General features: G+C 62.5%; 15 protein-coding genes and 2 pseudogenes. 11 read left to right on the forward strand and 6 right to left on the reverse strand.

Annotation, left to right across the window (positions count from 1 at the left end; translation table 11 throughout):
• Positions 1-334 precede the first annotated feature (334 nt).
• The 3 genes from BLT55_RS27555 to BLT55_RS27565 form a co-directional block, all read right to left on the reverse strand.
• Positions 335-751 carry a TrfB-related DNA-binding protein gene (locus BLT55_RS27555; RefSeq protein WP_005740424.1) on the reverse strand — a complete coding sequence of 139 codons (417 nt, stop codon included), beginning with the start codon at positions 749-751 and terminating at the stop codon, positions 335-337.
• A 61-nt stretch (positions 752-812) separates the two neighbouring features.
• A complete protein-coding gene (locus BLT55_RS27560; RefSeq protein WP_005622028.1) occupies positions 813-1,100 on the reverse strand; it encodes a helix-turn-helix domain-containing protein in 288 nt (95 codons plus the stop codon).
• Positions 1,100-1,438 carry a type II toxin-antitoxin system RelE/ParE family toxin gene (locus tag BLT55_RS27565; protein ID WP_005760316.1) on the reverse strand — a complete coding sequence of 113 codons (339 nt, stop codon included), beginning with the start codon at positions 1,436-1,438 and terminating at the stop codon, positions 1,100-1,102. The genes BLT55_RS27560 and BLT55_RS27565 overlap by 1 nt, the downstream gene beginning before the upstream one ends.
• Before the next feature lie 207 nt (positions 1,439-1,645).
• Here BLT55_RS27565 and BLT55_RS27570 point away from each other — a divergent pair, with 207 nt between their 5' ends.
• Positions 1,646-2,266 (forward strand): recombinase family protein, encoded by a 621-nt coding sequence (locus BLT55_RS27570; RefSeq protein WP_005747119.1) that lies wholly within the window; start codon positions 1,646-1,648, stop codon positions 2,264-2,266.
• Positions 2,267-2,284: 18 nt separating this feature from the next.
• Here the strand turns inward: BLT55_RS27570 and BLT55_RS34590 are convergent, their stop codons facing one another.
• The 3 genes and pseudogenes from BLT55_RS34590 to BLT55_RS35015 all read right to left on the reverse strand — a co-directional run.
• Positions 2,285-2,581 carry a hypothetical protein gene (locus BLT55_RS34590; RefSeq protein WP_007247504.1) on the reverse strand — a complete coding sequence of 99 codons (297 nt, stop codon included), beginning with the start codon at positions 2,579-2,581 and terminating at the stop codon, positions 2,285-2,287.
• Between the two features lie 9 nt (positions 2,582-2,590).
• Positions 2,591-2,812, reverse strand: a complete 222-nt coding sequence (locus BLT55_RS27580; protein ID WP_054998985.1) for a hypothetical protein — start codon at positions 2,810-2,812, stop codon at positions 2,591-2,593.
• 37 nt (positions 2,813-2,849) lie between these two features.
• Positions 2,850-3,005: pseudogene (locus tag BLT55_RS35015) on the reverse strand (TraR/DksA C4-type zinc finger protein); the annotation flags it as partial.
• 439 nt (positions 3,006-3,444) lie between these two features.
• On the opposite strand from BLT55_RS35015, the gene BLT55_RS27590 reads away from it, so the two are divergent.
• The 10 genes and pseudogenes from BLT55_RS27590 (at position 3,445) to BLT55_RS27635 (ending at position 19,425) form a co-directional block, all read left to right on the forward strand.
• Positions 3,445-4,128, forward strand: coding sequence for an AAA family ATPase (locus tag BLT55_RS27590; protein ID WP_002556051.1), 684 nt, complete (start codon positions 3,445-3,447; stop codon positions 4,126-4,128).
• Entirely contained in the window at positions 4,128-4,409 is a 282-nt protein-coding gene (locus BLT55_RS27595; RefSeq protein WP_004666803.1) for a hypothetical protein, read from the forward strand. Before BLT55_RS27590 ends, BLT55_RS27595 begins: the two co-directional genes overlap by 1 nt.
• 23 nt (positions 4,410-4,432) lie before the next feature.
• A pseudogene (locus tag BLT55_RS27600) lies at positions 4,433-5,248 on the forward strand (IS630-like element ISPsy1 family transposase); the annotation flags it as partial.
• 660 nt (positions 5,249-5,908) lie between these two features.
• Positions 5,909-7,438: a class I adenylate-forming enzyme family protein gene (locus BLT55_RS27605; RefSeq protein ID WP_004666804.1), complete on the forward strand. Its 1,530-nt coding sequence runs from the start codon at positions 5,909-5,911 to the stop codon at positions 7,436-7,438.
• Between the two features lie 86 nt (positions 7,439-7,524).
• Positions 7,525-7,776 carry an acyl carrier protein gene (locus BLT55_RS27610; protein WP_054998986.1) on the forward strand — a complete coding sequence of 84 codons (252 nt, stop codon included), beginning with the start codon at positions 7,525-7,527 and terminating at the stop codon, positions 7,774-7,776.
• 11 nt (positions 7,777-7,787) lie between these two features.
• Complete coding sequence (locus tag BLT55_RS27615) at positions 7,788-8,285, forward strand: 3-hydroxyacyl-ACP dehydratase FabZ family protein (RefSeq protein WP_004666806.1); 498 nt, start codon at positions 7,788-7,790, stop codon at positions 8,283-8,285.
• Between the two features lie 29 nt (positions 8,286-8,314).
• On the forward strand, positions 8,315-9,424 hold the full coding sequence (locus BLT55_RS27620; protein ID WP_004666807.1) for a beta-ketoacyl-[acyl-carrier-protein] synthase family protein: 1,110 nt from the start codon (positions 8,315-8,317) through the stop codon (positions 9,422-9,424).
• Complete coding sequence (locus tag BLT55_RS27625) at positions 9,421-9,954, forward strand: hypothetical protein (RefSeq protein ID WP_004666808.1); 534 nt, start codon at positions 9,421-9,423, stop codon at positions 9,952-9,954. The genes BLT55_RS27620 and BLT55_RS27625 overlap by 4 nt, the downstream gene beginning before the upstream one ends.
• A complete protein-coding gene (locus BLT55_RS27630; protein WP_054998987.1) occupies positions 9,951-11,369 on the forward strand; it encodes a class I adenylate-forming enzyme family protein in 1,419 nt (472 codons plus the stop codon). Before BLT55_RS27625 ends, BLT55_RS27630 begins: the two co-directional genes overlap by 4 nt.
• Entirely contained in the window at positions 11,257-19,425 is an 8,169-nt protein-coding gene (locus BLT55_RS27635) for a type I polyketide synthase (protein WP_074801616.1), read from the forward strand. The genes BLT55_RS27630 and BLT55_RS27635 overlap by 113 nt, the downstream gene beginning before the upstream one ends.
• The last annotated feature ends 1 nt before the right edge of the window (position 19,426 follow it).

Here is a 19,426-nt window from a genome sequence, read left to right on the forward strand (position 1 = left end):
ACGGGGGAGTGTCGCGGGCGCAGCCGAACCCTTGTCAGGTGCCGCGCTCGATCTACCGTCAAGCGCACGGCGAAAGGTGCGCAGCAAAGCCTGCAGGTGATACGGGAAGTACAGGCAGCGACGGCAAGCGGAGCGCGCAGGCCGAGAGGCCGGAGGCGTTAGAGCCGGCTTGCCGGCGAGGATTGAAGCCCGAAGGGGCGAGACGGGCCGGCTTCATGGCCTGGCTCGATGCGCAGCACGAAAGCCCGGCCCTGAGCGCAGCGAAGGGAACGCACGTCAGAGGTTGTCAACGATCGAGCTGCACCGAGGCCCAAACAGCCAGGGCACTCCTCTCCTATTGCGATCGAGCAGATCTGAGTGATTGAGCCAAAGCCAGAACGTCACCAGCTGCTGCAGGAGGAAGCCAGGCTTCAACCTTGACCCAATCAGCAGGCAAATCCTCCAGGCGCGCCCGAATGCGTGCCATAAGCCTGTGAACCACCTGCCGGGTCAATCCAGTCTCCAAGGCTGCTTCGGACACGCTGGCACCCATGACCAGGACAAGCCTGGCAGCACTTATCGAGCGATCGGAGAACGCCCGACGTCGATTCTGGCCCGCAAGCACGTTCATGACCCGCTCAAATTCGTCCGCGGCCATCAGGGCGCAGGGTGAAACCGGACTGATCATCCTGATCAACTGGGCAATCTGGGCGTTGCTGTAGTTCTGGATGATCTTTGTTGCAAGACCAGGCAGGTCAGGATCGACACTCATAGGAGCAGGCTAGGCTGAAAGAAATCGAAGCTACAGGAATCGCAACCACATGTAACCTTTATCAAGCTGCAGTTTTGACACTGACCTCAACGTGCATGCCGCCCTGGGCGAGCATGTTGATCAATCGATCCACGCTGAAAAGGTCGATCTTCCCGCGCTGGAGTTCCGAAATGCGGGGTTGCGTTACGTTGAACAGCTGCGCAGCGTCAGCCTGCGAGAGCTGACGCACCTCGATAAAGTCTCGGATAGCCGTCATTAGGCTGGTGCGAATACGCATGTTCTCTGCTTCGGCTGGTGAGTCCTCCAGGGCGTCCCAGACGCTGCTGAAGGCTTGATTTGATTCAGTCATTAGTTCAACTCCTTAGTCAGTTCTTTCATCCGCTTGGCGGCGAGGTCAAGGTCATGCTTGCTCGTTTTTTGCGTCTTCTTTTGGAAGCAGTGCAGGACATAAACCGCCGTCGCGAATTTCGCAATGTAGATCACACGGAAGGCGCCGTGGGCGTCCCTGATCCGTATCTCCTGTGCCCCTGGACCAACGGTCGTCATGGGCTTCCAATCGTCAGGCTCATTGCCCACCTGCACCCTATCCAGCTGAAAGCCGGCCTCACGGCGGGCAGAGATTGGGAACGCTCTCAGGTCGTTTAGAGCTGAGCCCATAAAGATGATTTGTTTGAGGACTTTGTTCATGGACTAATTATACGTGATTACGTATATTTAGTCTCTTTTATTTTACCTGCATTTTTGTCACCACATGGTGCTACTTATGATCGTCAACATAGGGTCTACCCCAAGTGACACGAAAATCAGCACGAACAGATTTCAGCTTTGCGCACTTAACGTACACCCAATTTGATACAATCATTAGACTACACCCAAAATGAGACGGATCTACTGATGTTCATTCGTGCATACCTTCGAGCATCGACCGATGACCAGGACGCAAGTCGAGCGCGCGATTATTTGGAAACGTTTGTCTCCGGCTATGGCAAGGCCATCGCATCGTGCTACATGGAAAATGCCAGTGGCAGCCATGCCGACCGCCCGGAATTAATCCGACTACTCAAAGATGCTCGCCGAGGTGACGTGCTGCTGGTGGAAAGCATCGATCGGCTGTCCCGGATGGATGACCAGGCTTGGCGATCCCTCAAAACAGCAATCGATAACCGAGGCATACGGATCGTTTCTGTGGATCTGCCTACCAGTCATCAAGGCATGACGGCCCAGTCGGGGGACGAGTTCACCGACCGCATGCTGGCGGCCATCAACTACATGATGATCGATATGATGGCCGCGATCGCCAGGAAGGACTATCAACAAAGAAGACTGCGCCAGGCACAAGGGATTGAGAAGGCAAAAGCTTCAGGCGTCTACAAAGGCAGACCCGTAGACGCAGAACTGCGTAACCGAGTGCGAGAGCTGCTGGCTGCAGGTCTCGGGATCCGCGCCGTAGCGAGGCACGCTGCGTGTTCAACTACGACCGTCATGAAGGTCCGCGACGAGCTGGCGCAACGTTAGTCGGTTAAGGGCACTGACCTACTCATCGTCACGAAGCACCCAGCCCGCTTTTGAAAAAGCCCACCGGTTCAGGACGAGGCTATCAAGCGGGTCATATGGGCGGTTGTCCCAGTCGTGGCTTGAGATATTCACCCTTCGAGCATTTGTGATCAGTGTTCCTGTGTGGCCTCCCCGGGAAATCAATTGGACTGAATCATCTGACTGTCGCTCGAATTCGATCCGAACCAGAATGGGATAGTCATACCCATTGCCTTTGGCCTGAAGCGGCTCAGTACACGTTATGAACCCCATGACAGGGGTAGCAATCGCGTTCATAGATGTTCCTTAGCCCTTTGGCTGTGCAGCGGCCCATTGGATATAAGCGCTTTCGATCAACCACGTAGCATCAGCGGCTGTGGGTACAGGATTGAGCGCTATGTTAGCCAGCTTTTTTTCTATCCACGTCAGCAGTGCCGTACGCCCTGCTGGACAAGGCATTAGATCACGCTCCAAATGGTTGGTAAGCTCTGAAATAGCCACATCGCGCTCGGCACTTTTTGCAGTCATCGCAATTCTCCTGGATCACTTCGCCGCGGCGACTTTACTAGGCCACTTGGCGTTGGTGCATCCCCTTGGCCTCCAGCACACGCATCCATTCGACCGAGTACAACGACTCGGGGACCAGTAGCAGGCGTTTTAGGCCTATGGCCTCGCCAGTCTCCTGACAAAAACCGTAGTCGCCCAGAGCGAGAATTTCCAGGACCTTAAGCACATGGCTCAACGCTTGTCTGCCACTTTCTATCATGCTTGCTGCCACCGCTCTGTTTTACTCATCGGAAGCGAAGTCTGCTTCGTCCGGGTGGGGATGATAACCCGACAGCCTGGAACAAGATGGTAACCGCCAATGTTCATGGAATCAGCGAACGCTAATCACACCTTACGTTGATTTTTGGTTCCGTTGCTCCTAAATCCCCTACAACCGAGGTACTCCTTCACCATACCGGATGAGATCTCCCGAGGTGAGCTGCGGCAACTGGGTAATCCAGACCACGATCTATGACCAGAGCTATATTAGGGTTTACGCTGTAATGCATATGCATATACTATGTATTGAGCTCATGAATACGCTTTTTACCGCTAGTCATAAGCAATAAAATACATATCAAAAGCATATTATATAAACATCAAGGCAGGTGGACATGACAATTTATGCTGTGGCAAATACGAAAGGTGGCGTAGGTAAGACCACTACTGCAGTCAGCTTGGGAATCGGTTTGACGCTCAAAGGGCGCAAGGTGTGGGTAATTGATGGCGACCGTCAGAAGACTGCGCAGAAAGCCATCACACACCGGTATACCAAAGGGATCGAGCCTGCCTTGGCATGCGACGCTTATATTGATGGTCCAACGCTGCGCAGCCAGCTGATGCTGCGCAAGGGCGACTATGACGATATCGTGATCGACGTGGGTGGCTTCGATTCTTCTGCTATGCGTGCGGCATTGGTTTTATGCGATGCAGTGATCATACCGTTCCGTCCTCGCTCGTTTGACATGTGGGCCTTTGACGAGATGTTGCCTCTGCTGGAAGACGCGCGTAGCACTCGCGACGACTTCCCCGCCTATGCGGTCCTCTGCCAGGCAGACCCTGGCGTTCTGGCACTCGACAATATTGAAGCGGCTAAATGGGTTTCGGAGTACCCACAACTTACTTACGTGGATACCCCGCTCCGTACACGTAAGGCTGTTAGCAATGCCACAGGCCAAGGCATGGGGGTATGGGAGTACAGCCCCAAAGATGGTAAAGCAATCGCCGAAATCGATGCTTTAATTAAATATCTAATACATATGCATTGCGGATCAAAACCGAATGAGGATGCAGCGTAATGGCACTTGCACGCCCCCCTAAAGCGGTTGATAACGCTATTCATAAGCCAGCCTCGAAAACTGACTCCGTAGCTGCTGACCTCTACATCCAAGGCGCGCCTGACCTAGAAGGGCGTCCCAAACGACTGCGCCGTGGCAAGCGCGTACAGGTCAGTCACACCTTGCCGGAAGCGATGTTGGATGAGATCGATGCCGCCGCCGCTGACGACGGGCTAAGTCGCACTGCCTGGATTAATTGGCAGATAAAAAAGATCCTTAAGAAGCGGGATGGTAAAAAATAGGTGCATATAGGCCCAATGGACACACAATCAGTGATGAGCAAGTGCAGAAGGTGGTTGATCAGGTTCTGAAGAGCAAACCTGAGAATGCCAGTCATTGGAGTACCCGGCAAATGAGTCGGGAAACAGGGATATCCCCGGCCAGCGTGATGCGTATCTGGCATGCCTTCGGGATCAAGCCTCACCTGGAAAAAACGTTCAAACTTTCTACCGATCCGCTTTTCGTCGACAAAGTGCAGGATATCGTGGGTCTTTATTTGAACCCGCCTGATAGAGCACTGGTGTTATGTGTTGATGAGAAAAGCCAGATCCAGGCGCTGAACCGTACGCAACCTGGACTGCCTTTAGCGCCCGGAAATCCTGCGACACGTACGCACGATTACAAGCGTCACGGGACGACTTCGCTGTTTGCTGCTCTGGATGTAGCAACAGGCGAAGTCATTGGCCGGTTAAAGCGTCAGCATCGCAGTGTTGAGTTTCTGTCGTTTCTCAAAGAGGTTGATGCCTCACTACCGGCTGATGTGCCGATTCATCTGATTATGGATAACTACGCAACGCACAAGACCGACAAGGTCAAGGCATGGCTGGCTGCACATCCGCGTTACAGCATCCATTTCACTCCCACGTCCGCCTCATGGATGAATCTGGTAGAGCGGTTTTTCTCAACCCTGAGCGAGAAATGGATCAAACGCCAGGCGCATGTCAGCGTGAAGGATCTGGAGGCCTCAATCGAGTACTACCTTGAAACCTATAACCAGAATCCGAAGCCATTTCGCTGGCACAAAAAAGCGGACGAGATTCTGGGTTCCGTTGCTCGCGCAGCAAAAGCATTGGGCAAGTAGTTTTATGTATTTCTTGTGAAACACCACACTAGGGTCTGTACGAAAAGTCGGCGAGCGAAGGTCAGACAAGGTAAAAACATGCCAGGAAGCGGAGTCTACGTGTTGTAAATGAGCATTCTGAGCCTGTCTTTTACTCAGCATCACCGAGCGCAGCCACTTTACGTACAGAGCCTAGGGAGCTTTTGGTCAAAATGGACTATGGGCGCTAGCCCATTACGCCTTTAAGGTAGGTTCGTGGTTTAGCGTGGGCTACCTCCCTGAACGAGCAGATAGTTTGCGTCCCGATGATAATACTTTGGCGAAGGTTACCCTCATTGCGATCAGTCATTCAGCGTTACAGAACCGTTCTAGAAAACGGCTTTGCAGGTACCTTACGCCAAGCGGACTTAATCAACTACCCCTTCCCCATAGGGCTTCAGACTTGTCCGCCTCGGGCAGCGTCAATGAACCCGCCGCTTCCGCAGCAACGCCTTGCGCTCCGACACCATGCGCTGCTCGCGACTGTGGGCCCTCCCGACACCAAGCATTAGCGGACCGGCACGTCTGTACGACGGCCTCCCGTACGGAGGCCCTTGAATACGGTCCTGCTTAGGGACGCAGTTTCACGACACGCCTCGTATTTTTCCATCTGCACGCCGGTGCAAAAAAAGGTTATCTAGCATGAGTCTGATTTCTGAGTTCCGCAGCGTCGTCGCCCAACAGCCGGATACCACGGCCGTGGTGGAAGATCAGCGCGCGTTTTCCTTTACAGAGCTGGCACAACTGGCCGACAAAGTCTCCGCCGGGCTGTTGCAAGCGGGCCTGCAGCCGGGCGATCGCGTGGCTATCCACTTAGGTAATCGGCTGGAACTGGTGGCCTTGTACTATGCCTGCCTGGAAATCGGCGCAGTGACAGTGCCTATCAATCGGCGCCTCGTCGCCGGCGAAATTGAGCATCTGCTTCACCACAGCGGTGCCCGCTACTACATCGGCGAGCAGGAGACCTACAGCCGTTACGCCGCGGTGATCGCGGGCAGTGCCACGCTGGAACGGGCCTGGATCGTCGCGGGCGAGGAAGCGCTCAAGGGGGAGCGGTATCTGCCCTGGTCCGATCTGCTCGTCTCGTCGCCAAGTAAGCGGCCGCCTAGCCACGCGGATTCGCTCGCGGCGATTTTCTATACGTCCGGCACCACAGGAATAACTAAGGGTATCGTGCATTCCCAAGCGACCCTGGCGCAGGCCGTCGCCCTGATGAAGGCTATGATGCCACCCCGCACGGCTCAAGGTGCCCTCGACACGGGGGCCGTCCATTCGATGATGGATGCGATCGTGCCCTGGAGCATCCTGATGATCCTGGCCGCGCACCGTCTGGGGCGGGCCGTTGTGTTGCTACCCGTACTTACGGCGGAGACGACCCTGGCGCTGCTACAACGACTGCCGCTGAGTTTTCTCAAAGGCGCTCCCTCGCACTTCAATAACCTGCTCGCTGCAGGCGAGGCATCGGCAGCCCCCCCCCTTCCCTCTCTGACGAGCACCTATAGCGTCAGCGGCGGTGACCTCTGCCCTCCGAAGCTGGGTAGGCGTTGGCACGACCTATGGGGCGGCACGTTGCGTGGTTCCTACGGTACGACGGAGTCTGGCCCGATCTTCTGCCAACCCGATGTCGCCGGCACCGAGCAATCATCGATCGGCTGGCCGCTGCCCGGCGTCGCGCTGCAGCAGACGGAGACCGGCGAGCTGTTGATTCGCTCGCCAGCCAATACCCCGGGGCTGTGGAACGGCCAGGATGCTGATCGCCTGCCTGCTACGCGCTGGATAGCTACGGGCGATCTGGTGCAGCGCCAGGACGATGGCGGTTACCTCATCATCGGTCGGGAAAAGGACATGCTGAAATGCGACGCTTATTCCATATCCCCCGTGGAAGTCGAGCAGGAGCTGCTCAAGCTGCTCGACATCGCCGAAGCCGTGGTGTTCGGTGTTCCTGATGCCACCATCGGCGAGCGCCCGGTCGCTCTGTTGCGTACTACCAGTGGGCGGGAGCTTCCCACGCAACAGCTGAAGCAGCACTTGAAGGCGTTGATCGCGGAATACAAGCACCCCCGCCAATACCTGTTCGTCGAGCGTATTCCGCTGTCCTCCGCGGGGAAGGTGAGCCGCAAACAATTGGCAAGCGACTACCGAGAGATCCTCGGCGCCGCCCCATCGACCTAACCCCGTCAGTGACGCGCGTTGCCTGCGGGACCGGCTCTACAGCCGGCCCCGATACCAACCCTTTGCCCACCGCTGGAGCTCTCAACGTGAACGAGATCGAAAAAACCATCGTCGACATTCTGGTCGATGAGCTGTTCATCAGCACGCCCCGCGCGGATATCGACCTCAACGCCAACCTACGCAATGCCCTAGGGCTGGACTCACTCGGGTTCAGCGAATTGCGGGCACAGTGCGAATACGCCTTCGGCGTCAAGATCGAGGACGAGGACTTCAATCCGAAGCACTTCGACTCGGTCCACACGCTGGCCCAGTTGCTGACCGCCCTGCCGGCCAAGTGAGGGCGATCGCTATGAGCCTTCCCGAGAGCGATAAGCAGCCCCGTGCGCAACGCACCATGGGTTTCACCGAACTCAAGACCTGGCTGCGCCATCGCCATCCAATGGTGTACCTGGATCGTGTGCTCGACTACGAGCCAGGCGTCCAGATCAAGACGCTGATGGCGGTATCGGGGCAGACCGACGCGCTCGCCGGCCACTTCCCGGAACGGGCGATCTACCCGGCGAGCCACCTGATGCAGGCCATTTCTCAGTCGGCGATCATACTGTTCCAGCTATCGACCTCGCGCCTGGCGGGCGATGAGGTGACGCTGGTCGGCTCGATCAAATCGCGCTTCACACGCCCCGTGGTACCGGGCGACCTGGTGATCTTCCAGCTCGATTGCGAAAGCCTGAGGCCGGATTTCTTCACTTTCAGTTGCCGAGCGACGGTGGACGGTCGCAGTGTCGGGATGCTCAAGGGTTCGCTGGTCCGCAAGTCGCTCGCCGACTTGGGAGAGCACCTATGGTGAGCCGTCCCGTGGAGGTATGGGTCACGGGGATGGCCTGGTCAACCGCCCTGGGCGACGATCTGGAAGTCGTCTGGCAAAGCCTGCTCGCCGGACGTTCGGGCATCCGCTCGGTTGACTTCCCTGTTGCGCTGCGCAGTCCCTTGGCTTCGCCATTGCCCGACCTAGACCCAGCCCTGCCGCTGCCGGAGCGTCAGCACCGGTTGACGGTGACGACCATCCGCCGGGCGTTGCAGGACGCCGGACTGGCGAAAGCTACCGAGGAAGTGGTGCCGGTCCTGGCCACCAGCTATGGGCACCATCTGGACGAGCCGGAGACCGAATCGCTCTCCCGCTGGGCGGTGGAGGCGGCGCGAGAGGCAGGCTGCCAGCACGCGCCGATCACCGTTAGCACGGCCTGCTCGGCAGGGGCCGATGCGCTGTTGCTGGGGTTGAGCCTGATTCGCAGGGGCTTTACCGATATTTGCCTGTGCGGCGGTGCTGACATCCTCACCCCGGCCAAGCGGCTCGGGCATTCGCAACTGGGTACGCTGTCGGCGGACGGTCTGCGCGCCTTCGATCGCGCGCGCAGCGGCACCGTACTGGGCGAAGGCGCGGGTTTTCTGGTGCTGGAAACGCGGGCCGCCGCACTGGCTAGGGGCGCGCGGCCCTACGGCATCCTCGCCGGGGCTGGCTCGGCCAACGACGCCGTGAGCGCGGTCGCGCCGGACCTGTCGGGCGACTGTCTGGCCTTGGCCGTACGACGCGCTCTTTGCGACGCGGGCCTCACCGCCCACGAAGTGGGTTGCATCAGTACCCACGGTACTGGCACGCGGCTCAACGACGAGGTCGAAACCAAAACCTACAGCGATCTATTCGCCAGCTCGCCACGCCTTCCACTGCTGTTCGGCACCAAGGGCGCCTTCGGGCATACGCTCGGGGCTACCGGCGCGCTGGAGGCTATCAGCCTCCTGCTGGCGCTTGGTAACCAGCAGGTACCGCCAATCGTCGGCCTGGAAAATCCCCTGACAGGGATAGCGCTGCCCTTGGCCATGCGGACGGCGCTTGCCTGTCCCGCCGAGGTCGGCATCAGCGTGACCTTGGGCTTCGGTGGCTTCGATACCTGCCTGGTCTTTCAACGTGCACGAGAGGCGATGCGATGACCGACCTCGATTGGAGCGTCTACCATCTAAACGCCCTTGGTCAAGCGGAGTCAGTGGCCGCCCTTGGCTCGGCGGGAGGCGCGGCGCAAAAAGCCTCCGCCTATGCCGATCCGCTGTCTTGGCTGGTGTTCGAGGCCGTGGAGTGCGTCCTGGACAGCTGCCGCGATGCGGTGCTGGCCGCCGGCCAGACGGTAGGGCACATTGTCGTGAGCGACGTCTGCACCCTGCACACCATGCAGCATATCGCCCGCGATCTGGGTAGGAATCGCCTGTCGCCGCTACGTTTTTCCGGTGCCTGTCCGGGACTGGTCTGCAGCCTGGCAGGCCAACTGCTGCACTTTAGCGGTCCCAGCATGGTCCTGTCCATGCCCCCCCAAGACGGCCTGGTGCCGGCCGCCCTACTCGCCCAAGACTGGCTCGATAGCGGCGCTGCCAGTCACGTATTGGTGAGTACCCACGACACGGACGGCACACAGCATCGAGTTCGCTGCACCTTGCTGCAACTGCAGACCGAGCAGGTGAGCCCATGAACGTGGTTGTCGACACCCAAGGTGTCCAGGCGCTCTTCGAGCGGGTACTGCCTATGGAAGCGGGCAGCGGACGCGAGCCTTTTGAGGGATTCGCCACCCTGTGCGAGGGCTTGCAGCGCCTCGGGGTCAAGCCCGGACGCGCGGTGCTGGTGGCGCTACCCAACGGGACCCACTTCGTTGCCCTGGTGTTTGCGCTGCTGCTGCTGGGCGCGGTACCGACCCCCTTGCCCTACTCAGCACCGCCTGGACGTATTCGCCGCATCGCCAAACTACTAGGCGCCGACCTGTTGATCCTGCCCTGCGGCGCCGCCATCAAGGCGCTCGACGCGCGGGAGGCCGGACGGCTATCGAGCGAACTGCAATGGGCCAGACTGAAGGACGTCGTCACCCTGCCCTACGAACCAGGCGAAGTGGTGCTGCTCACCTCCGGGACTTCCGGCATCTTCAGCGGCTGTGTGTTCGATAGCGCGGCGCTGCTGCTCAATGCCAGGCGACATGCCGCCTCCATTGGCCAAAGCGCCGCCGATCGGCTGTTGATCAACCTGCCGCTATTCTACTCTTTCGCCTTCGTGGCGCAGTTGCTCAGCAGCTACGTCCTGGGCAACGAGGTGGTCCTGGCTACGCCGCCGTTCACTCCGATCCATTATCACCGCACGCTCCTGGACCTTGGCATAACCCTCTCTTCCTTGACGCCCGTGATGGTTACGGCGTTGTGTGCGGCGGACCTGGATGGGCTCCCGCCCTCACTCCGCCGGTTGACGATCGGTGGCGACGCCTTGGCCGCCAATCTTGTGCCGCGGCTGCTGGCCCGCAACCCGGACCTCGAGCTCTATCTGACCTATGGCCTGACCCAGGCCGGCCCACGCGTAGCGACGCTGGCCGCGCACCTCGAGCCCGCCGGACGGCACGCGTCGGTCGGCCGGCCGTTACCGGAGGTCGAGGTCGAGCTGGGAGGAGCGCCGGGTGCTAGTGAAGGGGAGTTGTTGGTGGTCACAGACACCGCCATGCAGCGGCGCATCCGTGCCGGTGAAGCGGACCGCTTGCCGCCGCTGCGCGGCCAGAAGCGCCTAGTCGCCACCGGTGACCACTTCCATATCGATGCGGATGGCTATCTGTTCTTCCGCCAGCGTAACCCGACGTTCGTCATGCGCCGAGGGGAAAAGCTCTGTCCCCGCTCGATTTGCGAAATCGTCGAAAGCCTGCCCGGAATCGTTAGTGCTGAGGCTTGGGTACGGCCGAACGCCGGGCCGAACGACGAGGTAGCGCTGATCCTCGATGTGCAGAGCCAGGACCCCGACCTCAATGAACGAGCGCTACGGCAACAACTTGCCGGGATCCTGTTGCGCGCTGAGCAACCGGATCGACTGGACGTCACCTTCGCGCAGCACGCCATCTGGCAAAAAGGCCGCCGTTAATCGTTTCCAATATTTCTGCAGGAGTCTGCCCGTGACCACCTTCACCGTGCCCCTGATTCTGTCGGATGCAAGCCCCGCGGCACTCGCCGCTACCGCGCAACGTCTGCGCGCCGAGCACGAGACGCGCTCCTTCGCCGAATGGCAGGTATTCTGCCGACAGCAACTGACACGCGACCATGCCGAATACCGCGCAGCCATCTTAGCCACCGATCAAGCCAGCCTACTCAAAGGGCTGGATATGCTGGCCCGCGGCCGAGCCTCGCGCCATCTGGTGCTGGGCCGCGCCGACCAGTTGCGGCAGCCGGTACTGGTGTTTCCAGGCCAAGGACCGCTATGGCCGCGGATGACGACCAGACTGAGCGCGACCCTGCCGAGCTACCAGCAGGCCCTGCACCGCCATGGCGATCTTATAGAGGCGCGTATTGGCTGGAATCCAGCACGGGCCCTCGCCGAGGGCGAGCGAATCGAGCGCCTCCTGCGAATCCAACCGCTGCAATTCGCGCTGGCCTGTAGCTTGGCAGAAACCTGGCAGGCCTTCGGGATCGAGCCCGCTGCCGTGATCGGTCACTCCGTGGGCGAGGCCGCCGCCGCCCACGTCGGCGGCTATCTGGACGAGGCCAGCGGTGCCGCGCTCACAGTGCTCTGGGGCGAGACGCTCACCGCCATCGAAGGCCAAGGCGGAATGCTGTCGGTAGCCGCAGCGCTGGACGACATCAAGCCCTTGCTGGACGACCAAGAAAGCCTCAGCGTCGCGGCCATCAACGCGCCGCGCAGTGTGACGTTGAGCGGCACCCTGATGGCCCTCGATGCTTTGCAGGCGCGACTCACCGACGCTGGCTTCTGGGCCTGGCGCGTACCTGGTGGTCAGGTGGCGGGCCATGGGCCGCAGGTGGAGCCGCTACGCGACGCCGTAACGTCGCGCGCCCCGGCCAAAGTCATGGACGGACAGATTCCCTACTATTCCTCGGTCAGCGGCGGGCGGCAAAACGGCGAGCATCTGGATGTGGACTATTGGTTCCGCGTACTCCGCGAAACCGTGCGCTTCCAGGATAGCCTGCAGGCGTTGATTGCCGATGGGCACCGCCTGTTCATCGAAGTGAGCCCGCATCCGGTGCTGACCTCGCTTATCGACGAAGCCTTACGTGGCGCTGGTGTCGTCGGCGGGGCCGTGGCTACCCTAGACCAGCGCAAGGATGATCGTGAAAGCCTGCTGCAGGCCATGGCACATGCCTTCGTGCACGGCGCCCCGGTGGACTGGTCGCAGGTGATCGAGCGGTTGCTGCCGGAAGGGTCGACGTCCGCGCAGCTGGCGCCCGGCGAGCCCACCGCCGCAACGGCAGGTGACGATACCCTCGCCGCGGCGAACCTCTCCCAACTCGGTGAGCCTGAACAGTGTCGGCTGCTGCTCAAGCTGCTGGCGCAGGAGATGGAAACGCTGATCGGCCAGCCATTTGCCAGCGAGACCCAGGCATTTCGCGACTGCGGCTTCACCTCGCTGCACGTGGTCGAATTTGCCCAGGCCGTGTCAGCCGCGGTCGGCGTCAGCCTGCCGGTGACCCTAGTATACGACCATCCCACCCCTCGCGCCGTCGTCACCTATCTGCGCGGCGTCCTCGGGCTGCAGTCACCGAGCCAGCGCCAGGCCGCACCCATCGTGACGGGCTCGCACCATGACGAGCCCATCGCCATCATCGGCATGAGCTGTCGTTATCCGGGTGGTGCCAACAGCCCGGAAGCGCTCTGGACGCTGTTGATGCAAGAGCGGGACGCGATCAGCGAGTACCCGACCGACCGCGGTTGGGACACCACCAAGCTCTACGATTCCGAGCCCGGACGGTTCGGCAAGATATCCACCCGCACCAGTGGTTTCCTGCATGATGCCTCGGCCTTCGATCCGGCCTTCTTCGGTATCTCGCCGCGTGAAGCCCTCACCTTGGAACCTCAGCAGCGCCTGTTGCTGGAGGTTTGCTGGGAGGCCCTGGAGCGTGCGGGAATAGACCCGGCCTCGTTGCATGGCTCCCTGACCGGGGTCTACGCCGGCATCATGGGGACGGAGTACGGCACCCAGATCCAGCACGCCTCGGAGGACGTGACCGGCTATGGCTACATGGGCACGGCCACCTGCGTAGCCGCGGGCCGGGTGTCCTACTGCCTAGGCCTGCAGGGACCGGCGCTGGCGATCGATACCGCCTGTTCGTCCTCGTTGGTGGCCATCCATACCGCCTGCGAAGCGCTGCGTAGCAACGACTGCCAGTTGGCCCTGGCCGGCGGGGTCACGGTCATGCCGACCCCCGGCGTGCTGATCGACTTTTCCCAGCAGCGGGTTCTGGCCCCTGACGGCCGCTGCAAGGCCTTCTCGGCGTCGGCCGATGGCGTTGGCCTGGGCGAAGGCGTGGGCATGCTGGTGCTCGAACGCCTCTCCCAGGCGCAAGCCAAGGGGCGCTTGATCCTCGGCGTCATCCGCGGCAGCGCCGTCAACCAGGACGGCGCCTCCAACGGCCTGACCGCGCCCAATGGCACCGCGCAACAGCAGGTCATTCGCCACGCCCTGGCCAATGCGGGTTTGCAGCCCGAGGACGTGGATGCCGTCGATGCCCACGGCACGGGCACCCGCCTTGGAGATCCCATCGAAGCCAATGCCCTGCTGGCCACCTATGGCCAGCGCCCGGCGGAGCGGCCGCTGCTGCTGGGCTCGATTAAGTCAAACACCGGCCATACCCAGGCCGCCGCCGGGGTCGCCAGCCTGATGAAGATGGTGATGGCCCTGCGCACAGGCACCCTGCCCCGCAGCCTGCACATCACCGCGCCCTCCACCGAGGTGGATTGGTCGACCGGTGCTATCGAGCTGCTCAGCGAACGACGCCCTTGGCCAAACGTAGCCGACCGGCCGCGCCGCGCCGGGATTTCCTCTTTCGGGGTCTCCGGCACCAATGCGCACCTGATTGTCGAAGAATACGTTGCCCCCGCGGCAACAAGCGCCTGCCAGGTGCCCGAGACCCAGGCTTCGTTGTGGCCGCTGGCAGCCAAGAGCACCGAAGCCCTGCGCGATGTTGCCGCACGCCTGCACGGCCATGTGCTCGAGCAAGCGCACCTGGCGCCGGACGATATCGGCTACACCCTAGGCGTCTCACGCAGCGGCTTCCCCTTCCGCGCCGCGCTGCGCGGCACCTCGCGCGAGGCACTCTTGGAAGCCTTGCATGCGCTAGCGAGCGGTACGGACCATCCGTGCCTGCTCCAGGGCGCGGCGCAGGTCCGGGGGCGCAAGCGGGTCTTCATCTTTCCCGGTCAGGGCTCCCAGTGGGCCGGCATGGGTATGGAGCTGTACGCCGCCTTCGCCGTCTATCGCCAAACCATCGACCAGGTCGAGACCGCGCTGCAGCCCTATGTCGACTGGTCGCTGGTCGCGGTGCTGCGTGGCGAGGAAGGTGCACCTTCGCTCGAGCGTATCGACGTGGTCCAGCCCGCCCTGTTCGCGGTGATGGTGGCCATCGCCCGCCTTTGGCAGTCGCTGGGCTGTACCCCGGACGCGGTGATTGGTCACTCGCAGGGCGAGATCGCCGCGGCCTATATCGCCGGGGCCCTGAAGCTGGAGGATGCGGTCAAGATCCTGGCCATCCGCTCGCAGCTGATGCTGGCCCAGGCCGGCACCGGCGCCATGGCTACCGTCGTCCTGCCGGAGCAGCAGGCCGCCGAACTGGCCGCGCGGGTGGACGCCTCGCTGACGCTGGCGGTCTTCAACAGTCCTAGCAGCACGGTGATCTCCGGCGCCACCAACGCCATCGCGCGGCTCCTGGAAACCTGCAAGCGAGAACGCATCGTCGCCAGGCGCGTCGCGGTCGACGTGGCGGGGCACTCCCCACAGATCGAAGTCCTGCGTCCCCAGTTGCTGGCGCGCTTCGCCGACCTGCGACCCCAGGCGACGCAGATCCCCTTCCACAGCACCGTCGCCGGACGCAATCCTGCCGTCTCCCTGGATGGCCGCCAGCTGGACGCGGGCTATTGGTGCGACAACCTCTGCCTGCCAGTGCGCTTCGCCGACACGGTCCAGGCGCTGAGCAGCGCAGGCGACGTCACCTTCATTGAATGCAGTCCCCATCCGGTCCTCTTGCCACCACTGGAAGAAACGATTGGCGACCAGACCAGCAGCCTCGGTTCGCTGCAACGCAACAAGCCTGCGGTCGATTGCCTTGTGGCAGGTATCTCGCAGCTCTACCTTGAGGGTCACTCGTTGAGCTGGCGGGCGCTGTATCCCCAGGGACGCATCGTCGAACTGCCCACCTATCCGTTCGATCACAAGCCGTTCTGGCTTACCGGACAAGGGCCGACCGATGTCACCGGTGCGGGCCAGCGAGCCACCCAGCACCCACTGCTGAGCGCGGCCGTGGATCTACCCGAGGGTGGCCTGCTGCTGACCGGCACCCTCGGACTTGGCGCCCATCCGTGGCTGGCAGATCACGCTGCGGCCGGCGTGGTACTGCTGCCCGGGACCGCCTACCTAGACATGCTGGTGTTTGCTGCGGCCCAGACCGACTGCACCCAGTTGCTGGAGTTGACGCTACAGGCACCCTTGGTGCTGGAGCAGCAGGGGCAGATCGACCTGTTGCTCACGGTGAGCCGAGCGGAAGCCGAAGGCCTGCGCCAGGCCAGCCTGTATGCGCGACGCCATGGCGATGCCACCGCCGGTTGGACCCTGCACGCCAATGCGCAGATGGTGCCGATGCCCCCCCAGATACTGATACCGCTCGACCAGGCCTGGCCACCGACGGCCGCCATCCCCTTGGACAGCGCCGCGCTCTATGAACGGCTCAGCGAGGCCGGCTACGAGTACGGCCTGGCCTTCCGCGGGCTCACCGCCGCTTGGCAGGACGGCGAACGGACCTACGTCGAGGTAAGCCTACCCGAGACCCTGCCCAGCGGCACCCACGTCCTGCACCCCGCCCTGCTGGATGCGGCCCTGCATCCCTTGGCACTGGCTGACGAAGAAGCCGCCGCGCCATTACGGCTGCCCTTCGCCTTCGCTGGCGTCAGCGTGACCGCGGATCGCCCGCGCCAGCTCCGCGCAGTGCTGCAGCGCACTCAGGCCGAGACCTATTCGATCAGCGCCTATGACGAGACGGGTAACTCCCTGTTGCACATCGCCGCGCTCCAGCTGCGCCCGGCCTCCCGCGACACCCTGCGAGATCTGGCCCGTGTCCAGCCCGCCCATGACCTGCTGCGGCTCACCTGGAGCCAGTTGTCGGCACGACCGCGCGTGCAGCGAGCCGTGACGCGCTGGGTACGGATAGGCACCGCCGAGCCAGGGCTCAGCAGCGCGCCGACCTATCCCTCTCTTACGGCTCTCGGCCAAGCGTTGGAGTCCAGCACCACACCACCCGATGTCCTGGTCTGGCACTTGCCCGAGGTGCAGGGCGCGAACAGCGCGCTGGCGACCCGCCAGCTATGCGTCGAGGTGATCGCCCAACTGCAGGTCTGGCTAGCCGAAGAGCGTCTGGCCGATACCCGGCTGCTGGTAGTGACCCGCAAGGCCAACGCGACGGTCGCCGGTGAAGCCGTCGATCCGGCTCATGCTGCCCTCTGGGGTTTGCTGCACAGCGCGCAGAACGAGAATCCGGGGCGCTTGTTGCTGCTGGACACCGAGGGCCCCTTGGCCGATCCGGCACCATTGCAGGCCGTGCTGGCCAGCGACCAGCGCCAGTTGGCTCTGCGGCGCGGCCAGCTGCTGGTTCCGCACCTGACCCGCAGCGGCCCGAACAGCGTTCTCACGCCGCCGCTGGGCGGTGGTGCCTGGCGGCTAGAGATCACGCGTGCAGGCAATCTCGACGACCTGGCGTTGCAACCGGAACACCAAGCCGAGGCTCCATTGGAAAACGGCCAGATACGCTTGGCAGTGCGCGCCGCCGGGGTCAATTTCTACGACGTGGTCTGTGCCCTAGGGCTGATTCCGCCGCAACACAAACTAGGGACGGAAGCCGCAGGTATCGTCACCGAAGTCGGCACGGGCGTCACCGACCTGCGGCCCGGCGATCGTGTTCTGGTAATGAGCGAAGGCGCCTTCGGCCCGCTGCTGGTCGCCAACCAGCGCGCGGCGCGCAAACTGCCCGCCGACTGGACCTTCGCCCAAGCCGCCGGCTTCCCGGTAGCCTTCCTGACCGCCTACTACAGCCTGGTCCGGCTCGCCCAGGTGCGTCCCGGTGACAAGGTGCTGATCCACGCGGCCGCAGGCGGCGTCGGCCAAGCGGCGATCCAGTTGGCGAAACATCTGGGCGCCGAGGTCTTCGCCACCGCCCACCCGGACAAATGGCCGATCCTGAAGGCCTTGGGCATCGCCCCGGATCATATCGCCACTTCGCGGGATCTGAGTTTCGCCGGCCGCTTCGGCGCCCTGCTTGGCGAAGCGGGGATGGATGTAGTGCTCAACTCCCTGACCGGCGAAGCGATCGACGTATCCTTGGCCTTGCTCGGTCGCGGCGGACGCTTCATCGAACTGGGCAAAACCGAGGTACGCGAGCCCGCCGCAGTCGCGCTTCAGTATCCCGGACGCCACTATCATTACCTAGATCGACCGGACCAGGATCCACAGGACACCGGGCGTATGCTCGACGAGCTGCTCGGCTTGGTGCACGACCGGATACTGACGCCCCTGCCGGTCACAGCCTTCGACCTGCGCGATGCTGTCCAGGCCCTGCGCTGGATGCAACAGGGGCGCCACACCGGCAAGGTGGTGCTGACCCTGCCGCGCACCCTAGACCCGGACGGCACGGTACTGATCACCGGCGGCACCGGCACCCTGGGTAGCCTGGCGGCACGCCATCTGGTCGCCACCGGGCAAGCCCGGCATCTGGTATTGGCCAGCCGCAGTGGCACCCAGGCGGACGGCGCCCTGGCGCTGCGCCAGGAGTTAGAGGCCGCGGGCGCCCAGGTCCGGCTGGCAGCCTGCGACCTAGCCGATCCCGAGTCCGTCGAACGCTTGCTCAACTCGCTGCCTGCCGAGCACCCGCTTACCGCCATCATCCATACCGCCGGGGTCCTAGCCGATGCCACCCTGCCCAACCTAGGCCCCGAGGAGCTGGAGCGGGTCTTCGTGCCCAAGGCGGACGCCGCCTGGATGCTGCATGAGCGCACCCGCCAGCTGGATCTGGCGGCGTTCGTCCTCTACTCTTCCAGCGCCGGCACACTGGGCAGTCCCGGCCAGGCCAACTATGCCGCGGCCAACCGCTTCCTCGATGCTCTGGCGCAGACGCGGCAGCGTCAGGGGCTGCCGGCGACCTCCCTGGCCTGGGGCTGGTGGCAGCCGGTCACCGGGCTCTCCAGCCGCCTCACGGCGGCGGATAATGCGCGGATCGCCCGCACGGGCTTTGCGCCCATCACCCCCGAGCATGGTCACGCGCTGCTCGACACGGCGATCGCCGCGCCCCAAGCATTCTTCGTCGCGGCACCGCTCAATCCGCAGACGCTACGCAAGAATGCCCAGGCGGGTACCTTGCACCCACTGTTCGAGCGTCTGGGGGGGGGCAGCCCCGGCGCGCGGGGCAGCGAGGGTCCGGCAAAGGTGCAGGACCTGCGCCAGCTACTGGCCGGACTTGACCCTCAAGCCCGAACCAAGCAGTTGCAGACCGTCATCGCGACCCAGGTCGCCGCCATCTTGGGCCTGGACGGTCCGGGCCAGGTGCTACCGGAGGCGACCTTCAAGGAGAGTGGCATCGATTCGCTGATGGCGCTCGAGCTGCGCAACCGGTTGGCTACCGCCGCGGGGCTAAGGCTAGCGGCGACCCTTACCTACGATCAGCCGACACCGGCCGCCTTGGCGGCCTACCTGAACGACGCCTTGTTCCCCGACGGCGGTGCCCCCGACGCGGACACCGCGGCGATAGACGAGCCCAAGGTGCGAGCGCTGCTCGCCAGCCTGTCGCTGAGCGCCTTGCGGGAAGCCGATCTACTCGCCCCGATGCTGCAGCTTGCCCTGCATCCCTCCGGCACGGCGCCGCCCCAAGCCACCGACCTCGCGACGGCAAGCGCGGACGAGCTCGTTGCCCTCGCCCTGCGAACCCAGGAGTAAG

Source organism: Pseudomonas cannabina (assembly GCF_900100365.1).
GTDB classification, from domain to species: domain Bacteria; phylum Pseudomonadota; class Gammaproteobacteria; order Pseudomonadales; family Pseudomonadaceae; genus Aquipseudomonas; species Aquipseudomonas cannabina.

Bases quoted from the DNA above. Each gene is read 5' to 3' on its own strand.
- BLT55_RS27555 (WP_005740424.1), bottom strand. From the start codon at position 751: ATGAGTGTCGATCCTGACCTGCCTGGTCTTGCAACAAAGATCATCCAG.
- BLT55_RS27560 (WP_005622028.1), bottom strand. From the start codon at position 1,100: ATGACTGAATCAAATCAAGCCTTCAGCAGCGTCTGGGACGCCCTGGAG.
- BLT55_RS27565 (WP_005760316.1), bottom strand. From the start codon at position 1,438: ATGAACAAAGTCCTCAAACAAATCATCTTTATGGGCTCAGCTCTAAAC.
- BLT55_RS27570 (WP_005747119.1), top strand. From the start codon at position 1,646: ATGTTCATTCGTGCATACCTTCGAGCATCGACCGATGACCAGGACGCA.
- BLT55_RS34590 (WP_007247504.1), bottom strand. From the start codon at position 2,581: ATGAACGCGATTGCTACCCCTGTCATGGGGTTCATAACGTGTACTGAG.
- BLT55_RS27580 (WP_054998985.1), bottom strand. From the start codon at position 2,812: ATGACTGCAAAAAGTGCCGAGCGCGATGTGGCTATTTCAGAGCTTACC.
- BLT55_RS27590 (WP_002556051.1), top strand. From the start codon at position 3,445: ATGACAATTTATGCTGTGGCAAATACGAAAGGTGGCGTAGGTAAGACC.
- BLT55_RS27595 (WP_004666803.1), top strand. From the start codon at position 4,128: ATGGCACTTGCACGCCCCCCTAAAGCGGTTGATAACGCTATTCATAAG.
- BLT55_RS27605 (WP_004666804.1), top strand. From the start codon at position 5,909: ATGAGTCTGATTTCTGAGTTCCGCAGCGTCGTCGCCCAACAGCCGGAT.
- BLT55_RS27615 (WP_004666806.1), top strand. From the start codon at position 7,788: ATGAGCCTTCCCGAGAGCGATAAGCAGCCCCGTGCGCAACGCACCATG.
- BLT55_RS27620 (WP_004666807.1), top strand. From the start codon at position 8,315: ATGGCCTGGTCAACCGCCCTGGGCGACGATCTGGAAGTCGTCTGGCAA.
- BLT55_RS27625 (WP_004666808.1), top strand. From the start codon at position 9,421: ATGACCGACCTCGATTGGAGCGTCTACCATCTAAACGCCCTTGGTCAA.
- BLT55_RS27630 (WP_054998987.1), top strand. From the start codon at position 9,951: ATGAACGTGGTTGTCGACACCCAAGGTGTCCAGGCGCTCTTCGAGCGG.
- BLT55_RS27635 (WP_074801616.1), top strand. From the start codon at position 11,257: ATGAACGAGCGCTACGGCAACAACTTGCCGGGATCCTGTTGCGCGCTG.